Annotated in this window: 20 protein-coding genes and 2 pseudogenes; 2 read left to right on the forward strand and 20 right to left on the reverse strand. The window is 37.9% G+C overall.

The features are described 5' to 3' along the window. Positions 1 to 14: 14 nt before the first annotated feature. The 17 genes and pseudogenes from fba to JFV29_RS13590 form a co-directional block, all read right to left on the reverse strand. Positions 15 to 869, reverse strand: a complete 855-nt coding sequence (gene fba / locus JFV29_RS13515; protein WP_201184449.1) for a class II fructose-1,6-bisphosphate aldolase — start codon at positions 867 to 869, stop codon at positions 15 to 17. Positions 870 to 909: 40 nt separating this feature from the next. After that, positions 910 to 1755, reverse strand: a complete 846-nt coding sequence (iolI, locus tag JFV29_RS13520) for a 2-keto-myo-inositol isomerase (protein WP_201184451.1) — start codon at positions 1753 to 1755, stop codon at positions 910 to 912. A 4-nt stretch (positions 1756 to 1759) separates the two neighbouring features. After that, positions 1760 to 2638 (reverse strand): sugar phosphate isomerase/epimerase family protein, encoded by an 879-nt coding sequence (locus JFV29_RS13525; RefSeq protein ID WP_201184453.1) that lies wholly within the window; start codon positions 2636 to 2638, stop codon positions 1760 to 1762. A gap of 66 nt (positions 2639 to 2704) precedes the next feature. Continuing rightward, positions 2705 to 3736 carry a Gfo/Idh/MocA family protein gene (locus tag JFV29_RS13530; protein ID WP_201184455.1) on the reverse strand — a complete coding sequence of 344 codons (1032 nt, stop codon included), beginning with the start codon at positions 3734 to 3736 and terminating at the stop codon, positions 2705 to 2707. Positions 3737 to 3791: 55 nt separating this feature from the next. Continuing rightward, on the reverse strand, positions 3792 to 5204 hold the full coding sequence (locus JFV29_RS13535; RefSeq protein ID WP_201184457.1) for a sugar porter family MFS transporter: 1413 nt from the start codon (positions 5202 to 5204) through the stop codon (positions 3792 to 3794). 22 nt (positions 5205 to 5226) lie between these two features. Further along, a complete protein-coding gene (gene iolE, locus JFV29_RS13540; RefSeq protein ID WP_201184459.1) occupies positions 5227 to 6117 on the reverse strand; it encodes a myo-inosose-2 dehydratase in 891 nt (296 codons plus the stop codon). A 17-nt stretch (positions 6118 to 6134) separates the two neighbouring features. Next, positions 6135 to 8045: a 3D-(3,5/4)-trihydroxycyclohexane-1,2-dione acylhydrolase (decyclizing) gene (gene iolD, locus JFV29_RS13545; protein ID WP_201184461.1), complete on the reverse strand. Its 1911-nt coding sequence runs from the start codon at positions 8043 to 8045 to the stop codon at positions 6135 to 6137. Positions 8046 to 8075: 30 nt separating this feature from the next. Continuing rightward, positions 8076 to 9053: a 5-dehydro-2-deoxygluconokinase gene (gene iolC / locus JFV29_RS13550; protein ID WP_201184463.1), complete on the reverse strand. Its 978-nt coding sequence runs from the start codon at positions 9051 to 9053 to the stop codon at positions 8076 to 8078. Between the two features lie 24 nt (positions 9054 to 9077). Next, positions 9078 to 9893, reverse strand: a complete 816-nt coding sequence (iolB, locus tag JFV29_RS13555; protein WP_201184464.1) for a 5-deoxy-glucuronate isomerase — start codon at positions 9891 to 9893, stop codon at positions 9078 to 9080. A 94-nt stretch (positions 9894 to 9987) separates the two neighbouring features. Beyond that, positions 9988 to 11457 carry a CoA-acylating methylmalonate-semialdehyde dehydrogenase gene (locus JFV29_RS13560; RefSeq protein ID WP_201184465.1) on the reverse strand — a complete coding sequence of 490 codons (1470 nt, stop codon included), beginning with the start codon at positions 11455 to 11457 and terminating at the stop codon, positions 9988 to 9990. A 1394-nt stretch (positions 11458 to 12851) separates the two neighbouring features. Beyond that, positions 12852 to 12986 (reverse strand): hypothetical protein, encoded by a 135-nt coding sequence (locus tag JFV29_RS31080; RefSeq protein ID WP_274606951.1) that lies wholly within the window; start codon positions 12984 to 12986, stop codon positions 12852 to 12854. Between the two features lie 576 nt (positions 12987 to 13562). Further along, positions 13563 to 13619 (reverse strand): hypothetical protein, encoded by a 57-nt coding sequence (locus tag JFV29_RS31700; RefSeq protein WP_446728251.1) that lies wholly within the window; start codon positions 13617 to 13619, stop codon positions 13563 to 13565. A gap of 563 nt (positions 13620 to 14182) precedes the next feature. Then, entirely contained in the window at positions 14183 to 14809 is a 627-nt protein-coding gene (locus JFV29_RS13570; protein ID WP_201184467.1) for a hypothetical protein, read from the reverse strand. Then, the gene (locus JFV29_RS13575) at positions 14793 to 15281 is read right to left on the reverse strand and encodes a hypothetical protein (RefSeq protein ID WP_201184468.1); all 489 of its coding nucleotides are present in this window, start codon (positions 15279 to 15281) and stop codon (positions 14793 to 14795) included. Before JFV29_RS13575 ends, JFV29_RS13570 begins: the two co-directional genes overlap by 17 nt. Before the next feature lie 419 nt (positions 15282 to 15700). Next, a pseudogene (locus JFV29_RS13580) lies at positions 15701 to 15895 on the reverse strand (HU family DNA-binding protein). 158 nt (positions 15896 to 16053) lie between these two features. After that, a complete protein-coding gene (locus tag JFV29_RS13585; protein ID WP_201184469.1) occupies positions 16054 to 16923 on the reverse strand; it encodes a cation diffusion facilitator family transporter in 870 nt (289 codons plus the stop codon). Positions 16924 to 17385: 462 nt separating this feature from the next. Then, positions 17386 to 18216 (reverse strand): DUF2935 domain-containing protein, encoded by an 831-nt coding sequence (locus JFV29_RS13590; protein ID WP_201184471.1) that lies wholly within the window; start codon positions 18214 to 18216, stop codon positions 17386 to 17388. A gap of 521 nt (positions 18217 to 18737) precedes the next feature. On the opposite strand from JFV29_RS13590, the gene JFV29_RS13595 reads away from it, so the two are divergent. Next, positions 18738 to 18920, forward strand: coding sequence for a YolD-like family protein (locus tag JFV29_RS13595; protein WP_056521496.1), 183 nt, complete (start codon positions 18738 to 18740; stop codon positions 18918 to 18920). 147 nt (positions 18921 to 19067) lie between these two features. On the opposite strand, the gene JFV29_RS13600 is transcribed toward JFV29_RS13595, so the two are convergent. Then, positions 19068 to 20594: an MFS transporter gene (locus JFV29_RS13600; protein ID WP_201184474.1), complete on the reverse strand. Its 1527-nt coding sequence runs from the start codon at positions 20592 to 20594 to the stop codon at positions 19068 to 19070. Positions 20595 to 20954: 360 nt separating this feature from the next. On the opposite strand from JFV29_RS13600, the pseudogene JFV29_RS13605 reads away from it, so the two are divergent. Beyond that, positions 20955 to 21382 (forward strand): annotated as a pseudogene (locus tag JFV29_RS13605) (IS6 family transposase); the annotation flags it as partial. Between the two features lie 48 nt (positions 21383 to 21430). On the opposite strand, the gene JFV29_RS13610 reads toward JFV29_RS13605, so the two are convergent. Continuing rightward, a complete protein-coding gene (locus JFV29_RS13610) occupies positions 21431 to 22051 on the reverse strand; it encodes a recombinase family protein (RefSeq protein ID WP_201184477.1) in 621 nt (206 codons plus the stop codon). Between the two features lie 235 nt (positions 22052 to 22286). Further along, positions 22287 to 22580 (reverse strand): hypothetical protein, encoded by a 294-nt coding sequence (locus JFV29_RS13615; RefSeq protein ID WP_201184480.1) that lies wholly within the window; start codon positions 22578 to 22580, stop codon positions 22287 to 22289. Positions 22581 to 22671: the final 91 nt, after the last annotated feature.

The following is a 22671-nucleotide window of genomic DNA, read 5'->3' on the forward strand; positions in this document are numbered from 1 at the left end:
AACACCTTTTTAACTTACGCTTTTCCGCTTGTGTTAAACTCAAACATTTTACTTTTTACGCCAGCGATAACAGCTGCTTTTGCAGGTGTTATAATAGAACGTGGCTCGTACACTTTTCCCTCAGCTGCTAAAACTTCCCGAATCGCTTTTGACCAGACTTGTATGCTTTCTGTATTGACATTTATTTTAGCATGCCCATATTCTATCGCTTTTTTGATTTGGTGTAGCGGAATGCCTGAGCCTCCATGTAAAACGAGAGGTACGTTCGTCATATTGGTAATTTGCTGCATCTCCTCGAAGCCTAGTTTCGGTTCTCCCTGATATGGACCATGAACGGAACCCAAAGCAGCTGCAAGTGCGTCAATTTCCGCTTCTTTTACAATCCGCATACATTCATTGGGGTCTGCATACTTAATTCCACCGACGAGCCCATCTTCCGTCCCTCCGACGGTTCCTACTTCCGCTTCAACAGAAACGTTTCTCTGCTGGGCATAGTCGACAACCTGCTTGGTCATTTCAATATTTTCATCAATTGGATTGTGGGAACCATCAATCATGACGGATGTAAATCCGGCATCTATCGCTTTCTTGCACCGTTCCACATTCACTCCATGATCAAGATGTAGGGCAACTGGAACAGTAATGTTCATTTCTTCTATAAGACTTTTCACCATAGCAGCAATCGTCTTAAATCCGCCAAGATAATCGACAAGCCGGTCAGAAGCCGCTAGGATAATAGGCGCGCGTTCTTCATCGGCTGCCTGTAAAAACGATTGGGCGAATTCCAAACCATTAATATTATATTGTCCCACTGCGTAATTTTCTGCTTTTGCTTTTAAAAGCATCTCTTTCATTGATACTAAAGGCATGATTCTATCACCTCTGTTTCCCGAAATTATCATGATTCACTCACACAGTCTGAAGCGCAAAGTATTTTGAAATCACTTGGATTGTTGTTTCTTTTGCTGTTTTAATGGCCTCTTCTGCATCTAGTTCATAATATTCCGGACGGAACAATTCAACAGAGACAACGTCGGAATAACCGATTTCTTTCAATGTAGATAATATACTGTCTAAATCTATAGTGCCATGCCCCGGCCACACCCGGTCTTGGTCTGTCAAGAAACCGATTGGAAAATCCTCTGTATCATCAATGTGTAAAATAAAGATTTTCGATCCATCCGCTTTTTTCAGGTCTTCCAAATTAGATCCCATTGCATGAAAATGAAAGCAGTCGAGCACTAATCCAACATTGTTACGATTGACAGTTTCAACAATATCGTATGCCTGACCGAATGTATTTACTGTACATTGTGGATGGCCAACAAATTCCACCGCAATTTTCACACCGTACGGTTTTGCGATCTCAGATAGCTCCGTTAACACTTCGACACAGCTCTTTTTAATGTCTTCTTTCAAAATTTTATCTTCTGTTACAAGTGGAACCGCCACTACGTATTTCACACCTAGCTTCTCCGCCATAACCATCATTTTTTTAAACTCATCGATAATCGCTTTATAGCCGACTTCATCACGATTATTAAAAAATACAAGAGCGTTGAAAGCAAGTGGCTTAATATGATTCGTATTGAAAAATTCAGCTAGTTCATCAATTGAGCGTTCTTTTAAGTACTCAGGCAATTTATCCATTGTACGGATTTCGATATAGTCGTAACCATGTGTTTCGCAGTACTTGAGATCTTTGTCCAAGTTGGAATTCTCAAGCGTCGTCGCTTGGTTAAAACAAAGTTTCATTATGTCAACCTCCAATTCTTTCTGCTAAACCTAATCCGTCTCTCATTTTTTGGAGCATAAGCTTACTTGACCAGTCTGCTTTGTCAATCCAAGCAAATACTGCATTTGTAGCAATACCATCAAAATTCATTTCATTCAGCTTTCTGAAGATCGTATCAAAGTCAACTTCTGCCTCGCCGATGTTCAAGTGCTGGTGAACGGTTGCTTCAACACCTGGAGGGTTGACGATATAACGGAGTCCGTTGGATGCTTTATGATTGAATGTATCGGCAAACAATACGTGTTGTAGGCGATCACCGGCAGAATCAAACATTGGGGCAATATCACCCTTTCCATCATCGTAGAAAAACGTATGGGCGGTTGAATATACAAGGTTGATCCATGAGCGGTCAAGGGCACGAATCATATCCATCGCTCCTTCATGTGTTTCGATAAAATCGAATGGATGCGCCTGTAAGTTCAGTTTAACGCCTTCTTTCTCAAAAACCGGAATGAGCTCATCCATTGATTTAATGAATTTTTCTTCACATACAACTTCATTGAATTTAGAACCGTTAAATTCGCTGTTCATCAAATCAACATCCAATTCCACTGCCACTTCGATGGCGCGTTTCCAGTTGCGAACTGCAGCCTGGCGGCGGTCCTCATCAGGACCAGCCCAGTAGTAAAGTGGAAGCAAGGATGAGATCTTCACACCCGCGTCGCTGCACCAGCGCTTCAAATTTTTAATCTGTTCTTTATCTACTTTAGGATATTTATAGAATGGGCAAAAGTCTTCACGCGGTGATAGTTCGATATATTCATAGCCTAATTCCGCCGTTTTATCGACCATTTCTTTTAAAGATAAATTGGCATACATCGTTGGATCTAATGCTAGTTTCATCGTCGTTTCCTCCAATTTGAATGTAATTATTTTTACCACAACACCACTTAGTTTGTGTTACGAAGTTCACTGTACTGTGATTTTCCCCGTATAAAAATCAGGTTTCTCAGCCAGATCAACCGGTTCTTTTTGGCCTGATTCCTGTGCTTTTACGCAAGCATCAGCTGTTACAGCTGCAATGTATCCGTCCCATGAAGTCGGACCATTTGGCTGACCTGTCTGTTTAATAGAATCTATGAAATCCTGCAATTCTATGTCATACGCATCCATAAAGCGATCTTTCCAGTCTATTAAAATGTCCGTGCTGCGTTTTGCGCCTTTCCTTGTAACGATGCTTGCCGGTTCAGGAAGATACGCAACACCGTCTTCACCAATGACTTCACACTGGATATCATAGCCATATTTACAATTTACGAATACTTCTGCTTGAATAACAATCCCGCTTTTCGTTTCCAATATGATGATTTGAGGATCTTTTAAGTTAGCATGCGCACGACTTGCTTTCTTCGGGTAAATTACTTGAACGGATTTGTAATCATCGCTGATTAGCCAGTGCAATACATCAATTTCATGAATCAATGTATCAACGACCGCCATATCCGTTGTGTAGTTCTCATCCACTTCTGGATTACGGTGTACGCAACGGACCATGAGCGGCTCGCCAATTTCATTTCTATCAATGGCTTCTTTCAATTGTACGTAACCGCTGTCATAACGGCGCATAAAACCAACTTGTACCAAACGCTTCCCGTGTTTCATTTCCGCTTCGGTAATTCTCTTGCAACCTTCCGCTGTTGTCGCTAGTGGCTTTTCACAGAACACATATTTTCCGGCTTCAATCGCATTCAATACGTTTTGTTCATGGGCTGGTCCCCAACTTGTCACAAGCACAGCATTCACGTTTTCATCTGATACAAGTGATTGGTCATCCGGATACACGACCGCCTCAAGTCCATATTGGTTTACGACCTGCTTCGCCGCTTCTTCATTCACATCGGTTACAGCGACAATTTTCCCGCCGGATAATTTGTTTGTAATTCTTTTAATGTGCTCCCGTCCTATTGCTCCAGTTCCTATTACGCCAATATTTAATGTCATGATTATATTCCTCCTATTATACGTATCTGCATTTATGCCAATTAACCTGTATCTCTTATACTATTTTTGTTATTTCTTTAACAGGATCTTTTCCATGGTTACGGAAGTTTTGTTCAAGCTGTTCAAGTGTAAGTCCTCTTGTTTCTGGCAAACATTTTTTCACAAATGTGATAGCCAATATACCTAAAATCGCAAAGACATAGAATGTTGTAGACAATCCGACTTTATCAAGTAAAACCGGGAACGTTAAACCAATTAGGAAGTTCACTATCCAAAGGAAGAATACGGTAACACCCATACCAAGCCCACGTACTTGAAGTGGGAAAATCTCTGAAAGCATCAACCAAGTAACCGGTGAAATGGCTCCCTGCTGGAAGGCAAGAAACGTAACAGTCAAAGATAAAATAACATATGGAAGAGCAGCCGTTCCTTCAAGGAGGGAAGAGAAGATGCCAATCAATAGAAGGGCCGTCGTTGTTCCAATCAATCCAGTTATAAGCATAGGACGACGCCCAATTTTACCAAGTAGCCAAATACCGAAGAACGTGGCCAAAACGGAGATGACACCGTTTGCAATATTTCCAATCAATGCAGCTTTTGTTGCAAAACCTGCATCTTTTAAAATCTGGGTACCATAGTACATAATCGAGTTGACGCCTGTTATTTGCTGGACAATGGCAATCCCCATTCCGAGAAAAACAATTCTCCGTATCCACGGAACGGTTAAATCTTTAAATGTAGCTTTCTTAACATTGGTTTCTTCAACGAATGTTTCTTTAATTCCCTGATATTCTGATTCTGCCTGGTTTGTATTGCGTATTTTTTTCAAAACGTTCAGAGCCTCGGCATTTTTCTTCTTTGATACTAGCCACCTTGGACTTTCAGGCAACCGGAGCATTCCGAAGAAAAGAAGGATAGCTGGAAGTGCCGCTATAGCCAGCATGTAACGCCATACATGAGAACTGTCGCCCATTGTTGTACCAAGAATGGCATTGAAGATAAATGCGAGCAACTGCCCACTTACAATCATTAATTCATTCTGAGTAACAATTCGTCCGCGTCGTTCAGCAGGAGACATTTCCGCCAAATAAGTCGGAACGGTTACAGATGCTCCCCCAACAGCAAGTCCGAGTAGAAAACGGCAAGCTATCATGACCGTAACATTCGGTGCAAGCGTACATCCAATCGTAGAAAAGAAGAATAGTATCGAAAGGAAAAGAATATTTTTTCGGCGACCAGCATAATCCGAAAGCCGGCCTCCTAAAAACGCTCCAAGTGCCGCGCCTAAAAGAAGTGAACTGGCAACAAGACCTTGCGTAAGTGAATTGAGGTTAAGTTGGTCTTCTTCTGACATATACGGCAATGCGCCATTAATAACACCTGTATCATATCCAAACAAAAGACCGCCTAACGTCGAGATAATAATAATCTTGCGTAAGAATGCCATTTGATTTCCCTCATTATTCAAATGAATCACTTCTTTCTAGTTTTTAATCTTGAACTAGGAGCAATCTGTCATTTATATATTTGCGAGCGATTAACGCGTATTCTAATGGATGGGCAACAGATGGATCTTGTTCAGCCTCTACAACAATCCACCCTTTATATTGATGGTCAAGAAGTGTATGAAAAGGTTCCACAAAGTCAACGGACCCGTCACCAGGGACTGTAAACATACCAGCTAAAAAAGACTCTTGAAACGATTTTTCTTCTTTCCGACACTTCTCCAGGACCTTATGTCTTACATCTTTAAAATGGACATGTCCAATGCGGTCAATGTGCTTTCTTAACAGTGTCATGTACTCACCATCTGATACATAAATATGTCCAGTATCATATAGCAAATGAACCAAGTTTTTTTCGGTGTTTTCCATAAGACGATCAATTTCAGACAATGTCTGAACTCCTGTCCCCATATGATGGTGATATACCAACTTCAAATTGTACTGACTCGCGATTTTCCCGAGCTTATTTAGTCCGACACACAATATTCCCCATTCTTCATCTGTAAAGTAAGGTTTTCCCTTAAATACATTGATCTCTCCACCTTGAATACTGTAAGTCTGTTCGGATACAACCGCCACATCCCCATGGACAGCCTGTAAATATTGGCAGTGCTTATGGAAATCCTGTTCTGCTTTTTCGATACCATCGCGGATGATATAGCTGCTGAACCACTGACCAGCGATTTTTAAGTTTCGAAGCTGAAGTTCTTTATTCAGAGCGGCTGGTTCAGGGAAGAAACCACCTACTTCTGTCCCCTGAAATCCTGCCACGACAATATCGCTTAAAAGGTGGGATAAGGTATTCTCAGCCCCTATTTCCGGAATGTCATCATTACGCCAACCAATTGGGGCAATCCCCCATAAAATCTCCTGCATTTTCTGAATTCCTCCTTTTAATATTGTTTGGCGGTCTTTAATTTTTCTTGCCTCGCTTCATATGCCTTTTGAACACTTTCTTGTTCAGAAACTTCTGCCACACCAACATTCCACCAAGCGTCATAGCCATCTGTCATTGTTTTCGGAAGTACTTTCATTTCAATTAATGTAGATACTGATTGTTTTTTTGCATCTTCCAAAGCGGCTTTCAATTCATCAACAGTATTAGTCCGATAAGTCTTGGCTCCGTATCCTTCTGCCACTTTTGCGTAATCAATATTCATAATTTGATTGTCATGTGTTCTGAACTCACAGCAATAAGTGCCGCTACCATTCTCCATTTGCAGATTGTTAATACAGCCAAAGCCTGAGTTATCAAACAATAAAATATTGATTTTATGATTATATTGAATGGCCGTGATCAATTCAGAATGGAGCATTAAGAAACTGCCGTCTCCTACCATTGAATAGACTTCCCGGTCCGGATGAGCAAGCTTCGCTCCTAAAGTTCCTGCAATTTCGTAGCCCATGCAGGAGTAGCCATATTCAAGATGGTACGTGTTCGGAACTGTCGTATGCCAAAGACGCTGCAAGTCCCCCGGAAGTGATCCGGCTGAACCGACGACCACACTGTCCGGATTGACTGTATCATTAATTGCGATCATCGCAGTGGATTGTGCCAATTCAGTTTTCAATGCATCTGAGTATTCATTCAAGATTTGCTGTGAAAATTGGCTTTTAATTTCAGGTGTAAAATTTTCACGATTGAATGTCACTCTACTCAAACGGTCTCGTTCGGCAAGCCAATCTTCCTTCCATTCTGCAAACATTTCACCAAATTCTGTTTCGTATCCCTCTAGTAACCCCTCAAGTTGCTCAAGCGCTATTTTTGCATCCGCGACGACTTGAAATCCATCTAGCTTATATGTCTGAAGACGGCTGACATTAATGTTCAAAAACTTCGTGTCTTCAAAATTAAAAGCAGTTTTAGAAGACGTTGTAAAGTCTGTATAACGTGTCCCGACACCAATTACGAGATCTGCCTGGCGGGCTGCTTTATTGGCAGCCATTGTACCAAGAATGCCCACTCCGCCCAAGTTCTTAGTAAAAGATGATTCCACCGTTGATTTACCAGCCTGCGTTTCCACAAGTGGTATGTTATGCTTGTCTGATAGCTTGATTAAAATATCACGTGCACCGGAATACCTTGCTCCTCCTCCGACGATAATGATTGGCTTCTTACTTGCTTTAATCAGATCTGCAGCTCCATTCAGTTCCCGTTCCACTGGCGCTTTCCGATCCAAATAATGAACGCGTTTATCAAAAAATCGTTCATCGTAATCGAATGCTTCTCCTTCTACATCCTGCGAGATGCAAATCGTCGCCGGACCCGCTTTTCCAGGATCGGTCATCACTTCAAATGCACGAATCAGACTTGACATGAGCTGCTCTGGACGAGTGACGCGATCCCAATATCTTGATACCGCCATAAAAGCGTCATTAGTAGTTATCGCCGTACTGTGCTCATGCTCAAGTTGCTGAAGCACCGGATCAGGCTGGCGTGTGGCAAATGTATCTGCCGGGAGCAAAAGGACAGGAATATTATTAGCAAGTGCTGTACCAGCTGCCGCTATTAAGTTAGCAGAACCTGGACCTGCCGATGTGGTAACGGCATAAATTTTGCGGCGGAGCATTTCGCGACTATAGGCGATTGCTGCGTGTGCCATTCCTTGCTCATTCTTTCCTTGAATCACTTTCAAGTGGCCCGCATCCTGTTCAAGGGCCTGACCAATTCCAACGACATTTCCATGACCGAATACATTAAAAATCCCTTCGACAAATGGATACTCTTCACCGTCAACGTGGATATACTGCTGATTTAAAAACTTAATTAATGCTTGGGCTGTTGTTAACCTCACTTTTCCCATCCTTTGCTCACCTCTATGTAGATAATTTGCTTACACTCGTTCGGCAATTAGTTCCTCAATTTCTTCTACAACTGGCATAGCTTCAGAAGAGCTATGTTTGCTTACTACTATTGAAGCAGAAGCACTGCCAAATTTTAAGGCGCTTTCAATCTCTTTGCCGCTCACTAATGCATATAAGAAAGCGGAAGCATATGAATCTCCTGCGCCAAAGGTTTTTAATACTTTCGTTTTATAAGCCTTCGCTTGAAATACTTCGCCCGATTTGGCATAAGCATATGAACCCTCGACACCATGTTTGATGACCACTAGATCTGCGGAATGGTTAAACAAGTAACGGACAGTCTCTTCGTTTGTACCTTTTTCGGTGTTTTCCATTACATCATATTCATCACGCGTGCCTATCAAAATGTCTGATTGCTCTGCTACTAAAGAATAATAAACAGAGGTTTCTTCAATAGAATTCCAGGTATACGGACGGTAATCCAATTCAAATACGACTTTTACATGATGTTTTTTCGCCAGACTGACCGCTTTTAACACAGCTTCACGTGATGGGCTTTGCGCTAAGGCCGTTCCAGAAACAAGAAGAATTTTTGATTTTTTGATGTATTCTTCGTTTACTTCTGAAGGCGCTAAATGAAGGTCGGCTACGTTATCTCTATACATAAGGATGCTACATTCTTCAGGACTTTTGATTTCTGTGAATGCTAGTCCCGTTTTATGCCCCTTCTGATCAATCACCATATTTGATGTATCCACGCCTGCTTCGCGCATATACCGCTCGATAAATCGTCCGTGTTGGTCATCCGCAAGCTTGCCGATGAATCCAACAGTCAAACCTAATTTTGCACTGCCAATGGCAACATTGGCAGGTGAACCGCCCACATATTTTGTAAACGTCATGGTATCTTCCATCGGGCAATTATATTCATTGGCATTTAAGTCGAGGCAGGCACGGCCGATAGCAATCAAGTCAAACTCCTTGTCGGTACTAAATGTATAGTTCATCCAATTAACAGCTCCTTCTTTTTTTTACCGCTTTAAGATCCATTCATGATCTGGATCATTGTAGAATTTCCAAGTCCTCGTCGGGCCAGCCATGACATTTAAGTAATAAGATTCATAACCATCCGGTACCCCTACCGGATGATACCCCGCCGGTACAAGGACAACATCTCCGTTTTCGACAGTCATGGTCTCATCAATCGAACGGTCATCCGTATAAACACGCTGGAAGACAAAACCCTGAGGTGGATTCATTTCATGGTAGTAAGACTCTTCTAATTGCGACTCTACTGGTAAGTTGTCCTGGTCATGTTTATGCGGAGGATAGCTCGACCAGTTGCCGCTTTCTGTGTAGACTTCGACCACAAGAAGACTGTTCGCTGACGGATCCGAATCCGGCAAAATATTATGCACCATCCGTTTATTACTCAAAATACCTCGTTGTTCAACACCAACATCCTCTGCTTTAATCAATTTGGTCGGAAGTTGCTTTTCAGAAGGGGAATAACATAGTGCTACGCGGGCTTCAGTTATACCTTCTACTTGAAAATGGTTGTTATTCGATATGTAGATGCTGTCCGTCGGCACCTTTTCAAACACACTTTCACGTGTGCCTAAATCGTGGAATGTTTCTTCGCCTACTGTCACGTTGATCTTTCCAGTCAAAGCGACGATACAACACTCCGTTTTATTTAATGATTCTGAATATTTAGAGTGTGAAGCTAACTCAACTATTTTAAACTCAACAAATTCTAATGGAGAATTTACTTTCGTTACTTCCTGAACAACTGTAACACCTTCACCAACCTCAAGTTTTCCTGGTTTTTTCAGTAATTTGCTCATATGTACCTCCTTGTTTCTCAGGCAAAAAATTGGATTAATCTGGCCCGTATCTAAACGGACCAGACTTCATTTATTTTCTATGGGATTTATACGATTACTTCACGTAGCGTGCAGTCACCATTTTTTTTCGAGTGTAGAACTCCACGCCGTCTGTCCCGTTTGCATGAAGGTCACCATAGAATGAATCTTTATATCCAGAGAATGGAAAGAATGCCATAGGTGCGGGAACCCCCACGTTAATGCCCAGCATACCCGCATGAATTGTTTCACGGAACTGGCGTACATCAGCTGCACTGTCTGTATATAGGCAAGCGCCATTAGCAAGAGCGGATGCATTCGCAATCTCAACGGCCTCTGTTAAATCTTTCGCACGGACTATAGAGAGGACCGGAGCAAAAATTTCATCTTGCCAAATTTTCATTTCCTGTGTTACATGATCAAAAATCGTAGCCCCAAGGTAGTAACCATTGCCACTTGCGGCCTCGTCTTTACGGCCGTCACGTACAAGGGTCGCCCCTTGCGCTACACCGGATTCAATATAGCTAATAGTCCGTTGCTTAGCCCCTTCCCGGATAACTGGTCCAAGAAAAACGCCGTCGTCTAGGCCATTACCGATTGTAATGGTATCTGCAGCCTGTTTTAATTTATCAACTAACTCATCCGCTACACATTCTTCTACTACAACAACAGCAGCTGCCATGCAACGTTCACCGGCTGAGCCGAAAGCCGCACTTGTAATTTCTTTTGCTGTCATATCAAGATTGGCGTCTTTCAAGACAATCGAGTGGTTTTTTGCTCCTGCAAGTGCCTGAACTCGCTTCAAATTGGCTGTACCTGTTTTATAAACATATTCAGCAACTGGTTGTGAACCAACGAATGAGATAGCTTTCACATCTTTATGTTCAAGAAGTCCGTTTACCACATCATGTGCGCCATTTACAATGTTCAATACACCTTTAGGAAGACCAGCTTCCTCAAACAGTTCAACAATACGTGCTGCAAGAAGTGGTGTACGCTCAGATGGCTTTAACACGAATGTATTGCCACATGCAATTGCAAGTGGGAACATCCAGCAAGGGACCATCATCGGAAAGTTAAACGGCGTGATACCGCCAATTACACCGATTGGATAACGATACATACCCGATTCAATGTTTGTCGCAATATCTGGAAGCTGTTTGCCCATCATAAGTGTAGGTGCACCAGCGGCAAACTCCACACACTCGATGCCTCGCTGTACTTCACCGATTGATTCTGATAAACTTTTTCCATTTTCGATGGTAACAAGTTTCGCAAGTTCCTCCCAATTATCTACTAGGAGCTGCTGATATTTGAACAATATGCGAGCTCTTTTTGGAACGGCTACCTGCGACCATTTTTTAAACGCTTCATTCGCAACTTGAACTGCACGATCCACATCTTCTTTAGTTGAAAGTGGCACTTCGGCAATCGCCTCACCAGTTGCAGGATTAACGACGATCTCCGTTTGCTTTGAGGTGGATTCAATCCACTCACCATTTATGTAGTTTTTTAATTTTTTAACCTCATGTGTTACTGATGACATGCTTTTTTCCTCCTTGTTTTTTCGGAATTATCAGTCTTTTGCGATTAAAGGTTAAATGAAATCGATTTCATTTAACTTTTAATACCATCCGCATTTTAATTCTTTGTCAGGTTTTTTTAGACCAAACAAATAGATCTCTTACTTTCAACGGTAATAGTTTAGTAGTTATAGACTCAATTTGTAATAAAGCAAGTAATGAAATCGATTTCATTATCTTCTAAATCTCTAATTGAAAAGAAAGCTTCCAAAACTCAGATCGGTTACTATTGATTCAAAATCCTAATAGCCTTATTAAATTACCTTTTCTTTTTTTGAAGTAAAATATAAAAATCATTGCGACATGACTATAATTACCTCAAGCGTTTAGACACTTTATCTCCTGAATAAAGGTTGCCTATACGGTAAATCTAAAAATGAAATCGATTTCATTTACTTTATAAGGAAATACTACAATGAATTTTTTTCCTTGTAAACACTTTTTTGTATTTTTTTAAACAAACATCCTCTTTTTGTCGATTCAGAGGACCGATAACTAAAAGGAAATTAAGTATGAATACTTAGAGTACCATGACATCTATATGGAGATGAATTCGTAGGTAAGGACTATCTTGATTGTGTTGTATACAATTGCACGATGTAAAATCCAATCTCGATATTGATATTTTCAAATACTAATTTACTAGGTTCATTTACCTTGAATATTCTGCTCTTTTAAAAAACATCACCAGCTGCTCCCCATGCTTTCCCAATTCACTAATTAAGCTATACCCTGATCGAACATATGGTGTAGTTCAAATCAATCCTCCTGGATAAAATCCATTATCAGAACCTTTTCCCCTCCATTTTTTTAAATTCATCCTTATATAAAGCTTTCTATCTACATGACTTCTAATCTCTAAACTTCTTATTAATGTTCTGTTCTTACAACATAGGGCATAGAGCATGCTGAAAAACTTGCTAATAAGTGAACACAAAAAGTACTATAGCAGGAGAAAGAGAATCGATTAGGGATAACAAGAGCCAAACCTAATCTGAGAAAAACAGTGTTAACGAAATAAGGCAATTCATCAGGAAAGCTGATATTTTAGTGAAGGTAAATCTATTGTTTGGATCCCTCCATTCCTTTGTTTTTTTATTTATTTTAAAATATCTTTCTAAATTTCAATGGCTGATCATTTTTTAGAATTCCCTTAGGGTATATTTTTGCTGAAAATAATGAAATAAACGAATGCTAATTAACATAATACTGTACTAATTCCTGCTAAGAATAACATAAGACCAGGGGATGCAATCTTAATAGGTTCATGCATCCTTAACCAAGAATCAATAATAAAGAAAGTGACCCAGGAAGTTTAAAAGCTTTTCCTGAGTCACTATTTCCTGTTGCTTAATTGTTATTGATTTCTTTTATCTTTAAGACTTTTGGGGACATAGTCATTAAGTTTGTTAAATAAAGAAGTAAGGTAGGAGTTGAGTTCAAATCGATCTTCCTGAACAAATTCGGCTAACGAAATACCATTTTTTTTCATTTCTTTTCCCCCCTTCGCAACTTCCATTTCATCTTGATGATGCACAAACTCTCATTCTCTTATACCGTCAAATTGCTTTTCACAAATTTACCCGATTTTCAATTAATTATTATTTTTGAGACAGCCATCTATTGCTATCTTAATTCATATCCTTACAAAAAATATTTACAAAATTAGTGAAACTAAAAGATCATTATGAAGATAGACCCTACCTCGGTCTACTTACCCCATTATGGTTCCACACCATTTGATTATCATAATTATACAAGAAAGCGCTTACAATGTAAAATGTTATAATACTATAGATTCCTATTTACTTAGAATGTTTCTCATAATAAAATTTTATGTCCATCCAAACTGAAGGTAAAGGAATATCAAATAATATTTAACCTCACCAGCTTTTTAAGTGCGACTGCGCTTCTTTTTTATTTTTTCTTGCCTTGTTCCTTAATGGATATTTCAATATTCCTACTATAAACTTTAATAATCAAACCAATTCAAGGATTTCTTACATTGTGAGCCTTATTTTTTATAAAAAAATTTCTGTATGCGTTTTTACTTTGTGCGTACAAAAGTTTAAGAAATACTCTTTAATTCATCTGTTAAACGAATAAACTCTTCCTTATTACGCATTTTCAATGATTCATCGATTTTTTTCAATTTGGGCTTTCCTGTAATCGCTGAGAGCCTTTTTTAAAACCATTTCAGCCATCACTTCAGGTTCTAGTGGTGTTCCAGGCAATTGCTTCTCCATACGAAACCAACTCCTTAACCTTTTTTCTATTATACTAAGTAACTTGGAGATTATTATTATTAATTAAATCCTTGTCTTCCCCCCTCTTTTCTATTTGCTTATTCTCATGATTCCCATGTAACCACTCTTCTATACATAAAGATTACTAATTTTATTATTTTGAATACAAACAAGTTAAACCTTAGTCTTAATTCTAATTCGACCTTCAATATTTTATGAGGTTTGAGAATATAAGTGGTGGACTTTTCCCTTTTTTGAAAGGATTCAAACTAAGAAAAACATTACTCCAATATGTACGGTCAAATGAGCTTGAACAATAAAGTAACCTACATAAATGATTTAATGACCCATTTATTCATTCATTCAATGTGTATAAGTCCATAAAAAAAAAGGATAGTGGTTAACACCTATCCTTTTTTCATGATTGTCCTCTGCTCTCTCATTAAAAATAATCCTCATAGTTCAATAAAATGGCCTTCATGGTTTGACTGGAGTTTCCCTTTTCTTTAATTCTTTGTAGAAAGTCCATAAACAAAATCACCAGTAAATCCTCGACAGTGAGTTCTTCATCCATTAAGTACGGTGATATGTCATGAAGAAAGACCTCTCCCCGGTAAATCTCTGACTCCTTGATCCGAAGTGTAATCTCCGCTTGTTTTTCTTCTGATGTTACCTCCATCTCTTCTTCCCTTTGCTCAAAAGAGAAAAGATTGGTTGTCACCTGTTTCAACACCCTTTTTTCGATCATCGGGCGTTGAAGAAATTTTTTCTTGGAAGAAATCAAAAAGGAACATAGCTGGTCATATTTGGCTCCTTTTTTCACTTGTTCCAGAAAATCAAAATACAAGAGGGCAATCAGGTGATACAATGTCAAATTTTGAGGAGCCTCTTCAAACAAGTCCTTAATGTCTTCAACGAATACCTCACCTCTCAAATATTCATAATAGGGTACCTCAATCTGTAGATACCTATATTTAGGCAATAGGTAATCTAAAAAACCCCTTTTTTCCTTAGTCCCATAAAGCAGCTTGTTCGATAGAAGACTGAATTGACTATAGGATTTCTTCAACGGAACCCCCTCTTTCCAGCCAGGAAACAGCATGATGGATCATGAAATAAACGACTCTACGATCAGAAAGATCCTTCAAAATCGCGACTTCATGTAAGCCCCCTTTTTGACCATATTCCGTTTCCAATAGGTAGGTATGCATATATTCCTTCGTGTCTTTGTAATCCATAACATAATCCACATCCCTCCACCTTGCTAGTCCAAACCGCAGCAACAAAGTATTACAGGCCGTTTGTGTCAAAGGCTTTCCTGTCTTTTGATGATATTTGGGGCTTAATGCTTGGCAAAGCGTCCGGAGCTTGACCTTCATAACATAATCTACAGGGAATTTAATATCATGCTGCTTGTCCTTTCTCACTTTTCTCACCGACGTTATTTGATGTGATGGATTTTCCAAAGATTTTTTTTGAATAACTTTTTCTTTAGGATTCGTTTTCTTCCATTCATTGAAAAAAGGGTTCAAAGACGACATCCCCTCCCTCCTCTCTCCTCACATTCTGCAAAAATGGGAAAATACCTTAAGGTCACTTTGTCAGTTTTCCACTTTACTAACAATATAGTGGGGAAAAGCAAGCATTAGAACCGGATAAAGTATGAATTCCCTTTTCCATGGTCATACTATTTAGCAAGAATATTAAATTGCGAGGGATATAAAAATGAAAAAGATTAAGAAGGATACAGAGACAAAGAAAAAATTTGCGAAATTATTGGAACAGGCAGGTAAAAAAGCCGGAGGGAAAATTGTAAAGGTAAAGATTAAGTAAAGTGATAATAAATTTCAAAAGTACACTTAAATAAAAAATTACATAAACAAAAAAACTCTGGTGACTATATCATCTCCAGAGCCCTTTTCACGATTATCATTAAATAAATTTATTTAACAGCTTCTTTTTATTCCTTACCTGCTTTAAAAGCGGGAACTTTTGAAGTTGCAATATGTATTTCTTCTTCTGTTTGTGGGTTTCTATCAGTTCAGGCTGCCCAGTCGCGCACTTCAAATGTGCCAAATCCAACTAATTGGATTTTTCCCTCACAGACATCCACTGCTTTTTTAGTTTTGCTTGTTTTGCCACACAGTTTTTTCATTCGTTTAACGCCTTCAACAATTTTGTCCGATCAATACATTATATGAGTCTCAAAAAAGGGGGAAAACCCTTCTAATCATCATCCACTATTGTCAAAAGATGCCCGACTACCACACAGTAAAGTACCATACAAGTTGTCACTTCTTAATAATCGGCTTTTTAGTTCGGTTCTACATGAATATGAACCTCATAGACATCGTGTTCGGTTTTTAATACATTTTCAACCTTTGTAGAAATGTCATGTGCATCTTTAATTTCCAAAGTAGAATTAACGAGAATAACAGCATCTACAACAGTATTATTACCGTAATTCCTTGCTCTGATATCCTTAACTCCTTTTACACCAAAGGTATTAAGAATGGTTTTTTTATAAGTTTCTATCAGTTCTTCATCGAAACCATCTGTCAAATTAAGTGAAGCTTCTCGGAAAATATCCCAACCAGTTTTACAAATCAATAGACCTACGATAACAGCTGCTACAGGGTCAAGCCATGCAAGGTTAAATTGAGAACCAATAATTCCGACTACCGTACCTATACTTACCCAGGCATCTGAAAGGTTGTCCTTTGCTGCAGCCATTACTGATTGACTATTAATTTTCTCCGCCAAATTCCTATTATATCGATATACGAAATATATAACTATTGCACAGAACATGCCTGTCCATGCTGCGATTAAATCAGGAGATTCTTTTCTTCCCTCGAATACCGAAGAGATAGCTGTATATAAAACTTGAATACCAACAGCCACCATAATAAAAGAAGCAACCATCGATGCTACAGTCTCGGATTTCCAATGACCGTATGGATGGTTCTCATCAGCCGGCTTTTGTGCTATTTTCAGACCTATTAGAACTGCGATCGAAGCAATGATATCAGTCAAATTGTTTAGCCCATCTGCTTTTAAAGCTTCTGAGTCTGCTGAATAACCTATAAATAACTTTGCAGCAGATAAAAATATATAAGTGCAGATACTAAGGATAACTCCCCGTTCACCCATTTTTAACTCATTATACTTCTGTTGTTCCATGGCTATCCCTCCAAATATAACACTTGATTATATTACCAAGCATTAAGTGGGTGGGTCTATAGCAATCTTTTGTTGTTAGTCCATAGAAATAACATCTGTCAAAAAAAGTTTCCTTAAGCAAACACGGTAAAGGTCATTATTTCCTAATCATATTTTTTACTTTAGTGGTTTTTTTTTGAAATACCTATGGAAGTACTTCTTATTGTTGTAAATCCACACGAATCAAAAAAAGGGGAAATTCCGCCCCCTTACCCTTACTGCAACTTCATCAATGATGGTTTTATCCAAACTTCAACTTTATATTTGCTTCAAAGATCGTCTGTTATCGTTCAAATTGGTTGATTCCTTCATCTCTATGAAGAATTTCCCTACATAATCTTCTTAATCAATATAAGACAAAAAAAAACGCTAGTTCTTAATTAAGGAATGAATTTTCCATACATTTGTAACTTATTTAGGTTGCTATTTTTCTTCCATCAAATGTGCTTCAAACATATCAATAATTGCAAGGAATCGTTCGGCTTCTCGGAAAACATGATCCGCCAAAAGAGGATGGATAATACTCTTAATTTTACATTCCTCAATTAGATCCCGGGCAGTTTTCTTAAAATCTCGCAGTGATACTACAGACACTCGATTCTGATCAAGAAACTGATCCAAGAGAGGAACGGTCTGTGATTGTGGTTTCATAGACTCTAAATCAGTAGCCTGAAAGACCAATTGATCAAAATCATTGCTAAAGTTTCTCGCCATATCTACAAGCTTTCTTTCCGATGGGTCAAGTAAGTGTCCAATAAATTTAGCGTGGTCGGCCATTATTCTTAAAAAGAAAACATTCTCTTTAATGATAGCATCAGGTAGTGGTTTCAATTTCCCTTCGTTTAATTCAATTAATCTTTTTCTAAAATAATTGGCTTCTCTACTTGTATGATCCACTAAAAGAGGAAAATTGTTTGCTCCTGGTAATTGACAGGTTAGTATCAGTCCTAATACTTTTCGCTTAAATGCGAATATACCTGTTGCAGCCTGTTGGACTTCCGAATTAAATCTTTTAATTTGTTCTGGATCGGTTTGATTTGTAAATGAATGTGATTGCTGTTCAATCCTTTCAAACAATCGATAAAACTGATTAGCTTCTTCAATTAACTGTGTATCTTCACATCTAAATCCTAGCCTAAGAAATAAAGAGTGTTCTTTCATAATTCTAGACCAAAAACGTATTTCATCTAATGAACGCGCAACAAACATTCCAGATGCTATTCTCATATTAAATTCTTGTGAATTCTCAGTCATAGCTAAATCCCCCTTAAAAAAAACCATCTTTCAAATTTTATTAACCGGGAGTCATAAAAAGACCTAAGTAATAATACGAATCAATTGTTAGAGTCACCATCAACAATCTGAATATTCTAATTTAAATTAGTCGTTTTCTCTGAATGTATGAAAAAAAATTACGGACAAAGAATTGTTCGTGAATCGTTGAGTCAGCTTAAAATATTATTAATTATTAACTAGAAGGTGAAAGCCTCTATACATAGAAGTAAGCCTTTGTTTCGTTTAACAAAAGCTTCATTTTGATGAGTTTCTTCTATTATTTATTGCTACTTTGAAGGTCAATCTATAATATAATGCATCCTACAGAAATTGATATTTTCACACAACGTTCATATATCGATGAAAGCGTTTGCAATTATTGGTGTATACTATATGTTATACAACCGATTGTTACACTAGCTTTCTTACTATTTATCATAAATAATGGATTGCTAGCATAAAAATTACTTTTATAAACCAGACAGGAAGGAGATGATCAAATGATATTAAAATCATTGAAAAAAAATGGCATAATGACAATCACTTATTTTAAAGATGGGTTTTTAGAAACTTGCAAGGGCCATATGTATAAACTGAACCTTTATGAACAAACCCTGTCCTTAACGGATAAAAATCAAAATATTTTCTCCATTCGATTATCTCACATCAAGGAAATACATTAATTTAGGTACAAACGAGATTTGAGGAAAACCAAGGACTTTAAGAAAATCCCTCTTGATTGGCTGTTCGAAATATTATTAATCCTAACATAAAATCGAGTAGGAGGGGGTTAGTCGCCCCCTCCTACTCGATTTTTAATAGTTAACAAGTTAAGAAGCGTTCTCCTTTTCGGTTGGATCCTCAGGCCATACATTTTCATAAGCATAACCAGTCAGACTTTCAACAACTTCTTTCGTTTTTGGATTAACGTCTGCTTTAGAACCATTATTTTTTAAACGATCAATTTCATCTACTAAGATTTCATGTGTTTTTTTATTTAATTTGAAAGTGAAAGCTATGCACATTGAAATTACTAGCAACAGTGAAGTCCCAATCACTAACGTATATACGATAGTATGAATTGCTTCAGGTGTTTGTGTTGCTGATCCTTCGACAAAACCACCATATTCTAATAGAAGACCAACAGCCATAGTAGCAATTGCTACAGAAGATTTTCTAGCAAATGTCATAACTGCAGCAAAGAGACCTTCACGTCTTTGTCTTGTTACGATTTCATCGATATCCGGAATAAATGGGAAAACATTCCACGGAGTGAATTCCAATATACTTCTACCAACTTGATAAATCCCAGCAATTATAAATAACAAAACGATCATTGAACTTGGTTGAGTTAAATAAATAACATAAAATCCAATTAAACATAAGATCATTATAGAATAAGCTACTTTAAATAAATTTGCAGGTCCCACTTTAACAATCAAAAATCCTGCTAAGATTGTCACCGGTATACCAATGATGCTTAATGAAAGTAAATTAGCACCAAGTGTAGAAGATGTACCTAATGCAAATATACAGAAATATATGAATACTGTATTAAATACATCTTTCCCAGTAAATGAGAAAAGATAAATTCCTAAATGTTTTCGGAAACTCTTGATTTTAAAAGTTGTAGCAAATTCCTTAAGCACAGAACCAATGGCTTTTAATGTTTCACCAAATCCTTTAGTCTCATTTGCTTTTTCGAGGATTGCTTTTTCTTCCTCAGGTGAAAGCTTATTTTCCCATGATGATTTATACGAAATAAATATACAGATTGCAAATAGTATAGCAAAGAAGGCACCGTTAATTAAGTAAGCGTTGGCATTGTTATCTCCAAAATAAGCAATTAATTGCCCTGGAACAAAAGTAGCTAAAAACGTACCTGTACCAGAAAGAAACATTCTTGATGTTGACATTTTAGTTCTTTCTTTAAAATCTTTTGTCATTTCAGAAGGTAGTGTTTCCCAAGGGATTAATACCATCGCTGCAATTATTTCGAATAGTAAATAAGTGAAAAGATAGTACCAGTAGTTCATTCCTGATACCCATAATAAAACATAAGTAAGCATTAGAGGTGAACCGATTAATAGGAAAAAGCGACGTCTACCGAACATTCTACCTAACTTATACTTAAAGAAATTATCTGATATACTTCCAACAAACAAAGCGATAACTGCATCGACAATGCGAGCAATGGCAATGATAGAAGCGGCTTGTACCGGTGATAAACCAGCAAACGTTGTAAAGAAAAATAGTAGCCAAGCTCCAATAATGGTAAAAGCCCCACCACCCATTATGTCTGTTAATCCAAAACCGATACTAGTACGTAATGTAACCTTTCTATCTTTTCTAGACATGGATATTCCCTGCTTTCTCTTCTATTCTGGTTGCAAAGATTTTGATAATAAAAACGCTTACATTATTGACTTAAAAAATGTAAGTAGATAATAAATTTGTAGTAATTCATATGTTAATGTAAAAAAATTAAAGCGAGAGAATCACTTTTAAATATTAGTTTGTTTATTAAACAAACTAATCGGTAAAATAATGATAACGCTTTAATATAGTTGCGTCAATTATAAAATTTAAAATATTTTGTGAATTTTGAAAACGCCCAAAATTGGTTTCCTGAGTAAAAACTCCAAGATAATTGCAATTAATCTCTAAATCATGAACATTCTGATACTATTAGTCTAGAAAAGGTGCGTGATCAGTATGTGGAAAAATATTTATTCAAATGGAAACATTATCAGTCTGACATGATTTTATTAACAGTGAAATGGTATGATACAACTTGAGCTTTCATAATTTAGTGGAGATGATGGAAGAACGTGGCTTATCGATGGCACACACACCGATTATGCGTTGGGGTTCATCAATATGGACCGGAATTAGATGAAAGAGTACGAGTACGACGTCATCTTAAGTCAACAAATGACTCCTGGAGAGTCGATGAAACCTATATCAAAGTAAAAGGTCAATGGTTGTATCTGTACGTGCAGTGGATTCCGAAGGAAACACGATTGATTTTTATTTCAGTAAAACAAGAGACAAAAAGACTGCAAAGCACTTATTCAAGAAAGCTTTGCGGTCTTTACATGTTTCTAAACCTCGCGTCATTACGGTGGATAAGAGTCCTTTTTTTCTATCAAATCATATTTGCATCAGAACTGCCTTTAACGAGTTTCTTCTATTATATATTGATAATTTGAAGGTCTCTCTCATATTCCTTAACCAACTTATAAAAAGTCGTCTTTTTAACGCCTAATTCCGCCATAGCTTTAACGGCTGTCATCTCTCCTGCTTTCCAAAAATCATAGACTTCTTTAAACTCTTCCGTTACTTGTGCTTTCGGTCGGCCGAAAGGCACACCGTTTTGCAAAGCCACATCAATTCCTTCACGCTGCCGTTTTCGAATACGGTCCCGTTCCTCTTCTGCCATCCAAGAAAGGATTTGTAAAACTAGATCTGCAATGAAAGTCCCTAAACTATCCTTAAATTGAGTTGTATCCAACAAAGGCATATCCATCACAACGATATCTGCCTGGATATTTTTCGTGATGTCATTCCATTCTTTTAGAATTTCTTCCTTGTTTCGTCCAAAACGATCAAGTGAATGAATATATAGGACATCCCCTTTTCGGATCATCCGTTTTAATAGTTGATATTGTTCTCGTTCAAAATTTTTCCCACTCTGTTTATCCATAAAGATATCTCGTTCATCAAGCCCCTTTTCTTTCATTGCCTGAAATTGTCGCCCTTCATTTTGATCTTTGCTGCTGACTCGTATGTATCCAAATTTACGAATATCCATTTTTTCACTCCCTCTTCTACTTTTCTCTTATTCTACCAAAAACGTTCGTAAAAGTGTATCTAAATACACGAACGTTCGTAAAATGATTTCTATCTTTAATGAACGTTAAAACCAGATGATTTTGCACAAAAAAGAACCGTTCGTAAAAGTCTACTTTTACGAACGATAGCAACAAACAGCTGTTTTGTAGAGAAATTTCACCGTTCGGAATCGAGCCCAATTCAATTATATAAATTTAAAAAGGGCTCTTTTTCCGAATAATTGGGGAAGGATCTGTAGCTTCAGCAGTTTCAATTGATTCAGTGACTTCTTCAGATACAGAAGGAGCAATCACATCAGATGAACTCAGTAAATATTCCCAAATTTGTCCATTAAACCGATACATGATACGCGTTTTCGTATCAATAAACAAATTTCCAACTGGTTGAGATTGAGGGCGTTCAGCTAGTGTACCTGTTTGGATAAAAAGAACACCCCCTGCATCCTCAACAAGTTTGATCAATCCATCTAATAATTCACCATTGATCATATAGAATTACCTCACTTTTTTATATAGATATAGGGGATAACAAATCAGTCAGTTACATGTATATTCTAATGAGACGTACATCAAAATCAAA

Origin of the sequence: Peribacillus sp. TH16, assembly GCF_016651095.1 — a bacterium.
Taxonomy (GTDB): Bacteria; Bacillota; Bacilli; order Bacillales; family DSM-1321; genus Peribacillus; species Peribacillus butanolivorans.

What these genes read in the sequence shown, in the direction of transcription:
- fba (WP_201184449.1), bottom strand. Translation starts at nt 869, where the DNA reads ATGCCTTTAGTATCAATGAAAGAGATGCTTTTAAAAGCAAAAGCAGAA.
- iolI (WP_201184451.1), bottom strand. Translation starts at nt 1,755, where the DNA reads ATGAAACTTTGTTTTAACCAAGCGACGACGCTTGAGAATTCCAACTTG.
- JFV29_RS13525 (WP_201184453.1), bottom strand. Translation starts at nt 2,638, where the DNA reads ATGAAACTAGCATTAGATCCAACGATGTATGCCAATTTATCTTTAAAA.
- JFV29_RS13530 (WP_201184455.1), bottom strand. Translation starts at nt 3,736, where the DNA reads ATGACATTAAATATTGGCGTAATAGGAACTGGAGCAATAGGACGGGAG.
- iolE (WP_201184459.1), bottom strand. Translation starts at nt 6,117, where the DNA reads ATGCAGGAGATTTTATGGGGGATTGCCCCAATTGGTTGGCGTAATGAT.
- iolD (WP_201184461.1), bottom strand. Translation starts at nt 8,045, where the DNA reads ATGGGAAAAGTGAGGTTAACAACAGCCCAAGCATTAATTAAGTTTTTA.
- iolC (WP_201184463.1), bottom strand. Translation starts at nt 9,053, where the DNA reads ATGAACTATACATTTAGTACCGACAAGGAGTTTGACTTGATTGCTATC.
- iolB (WP_201184464.1), bottom strand. Translation starts at nt 9,893, where the DNA reads ATGAGCAAATTACTGAAAAAACCAGGAAAACTTGAGGTTGGTGAAGGT.
- JFV29_RS13560 (WP_201184465.1), bottom strand. Translation starts at nt 11,457, where the DNA reads ATGTCATCAGTAACACATGAGGTTAAAAAATTAAAAAACTACATAAAT.
- JFV29_RS31080 (WP_274606951.1), bottom strand. Translation starts at nt 12,986, where the DNA reads ATGAAAAAAAATGGTATTTCGTTAGCCGAATTTGTTCAGGAAGATCGA.
- JFV29_RS13575 (WP_201184468.1), bottom strand. Translation starts at nt 15,281, where the DNA reads ATGTCGTCTTTGAACCCTTTTTTCAATGAATGGAAGAAAACGAATCCT.
- JFV29_RS13585 (WP_201184469.1), bottom strand. Translation starts at nt 16,923, where the DNA reads ATGGAACAACAGAAGTATAATGAGTTAAAAATGGGTGAACGGGGAGTT.
- JFV29_RS13590 (WP_201184471.1), bottom strand. Translation starts at nt 18,216, where the DNA reads ATGACTGAGAATTCACAAGAATTTAATATGAGAATAGCATCTGGAATG.
- JFV29_RS13595 (WP_056521496.1), top strand. Translation starts at nt 18,738, where the DNA reads ATGATATTAAAATCATTGAAAAAAAATGGCATAATGACAATCACTTAT.
- JFV29_RS13600 (WP_201184474.1), bottom strand. Translation starts at nt 20,594, where the DNA reads ATGTCTAGAAAAGATAGAAAGGTTACATTACGTACTAGTATCGGTTTT.
- JFV29_RS13610 (WP_201184477.1), bottom strand. Translation starts at nt 22,051, where the DNA reads ATGGATATTCGTAAATTTGGATACATACGAGTCAGCAGCAAAGATCAA.
- JFV29_RS13615 (WP_201184480.1), bottom strand. Translation starts at nt 22,580, where the DNA reads ATGATCAATGGTGAATTATTAGATGGATTGATCAAACTTGTTGAGGAT.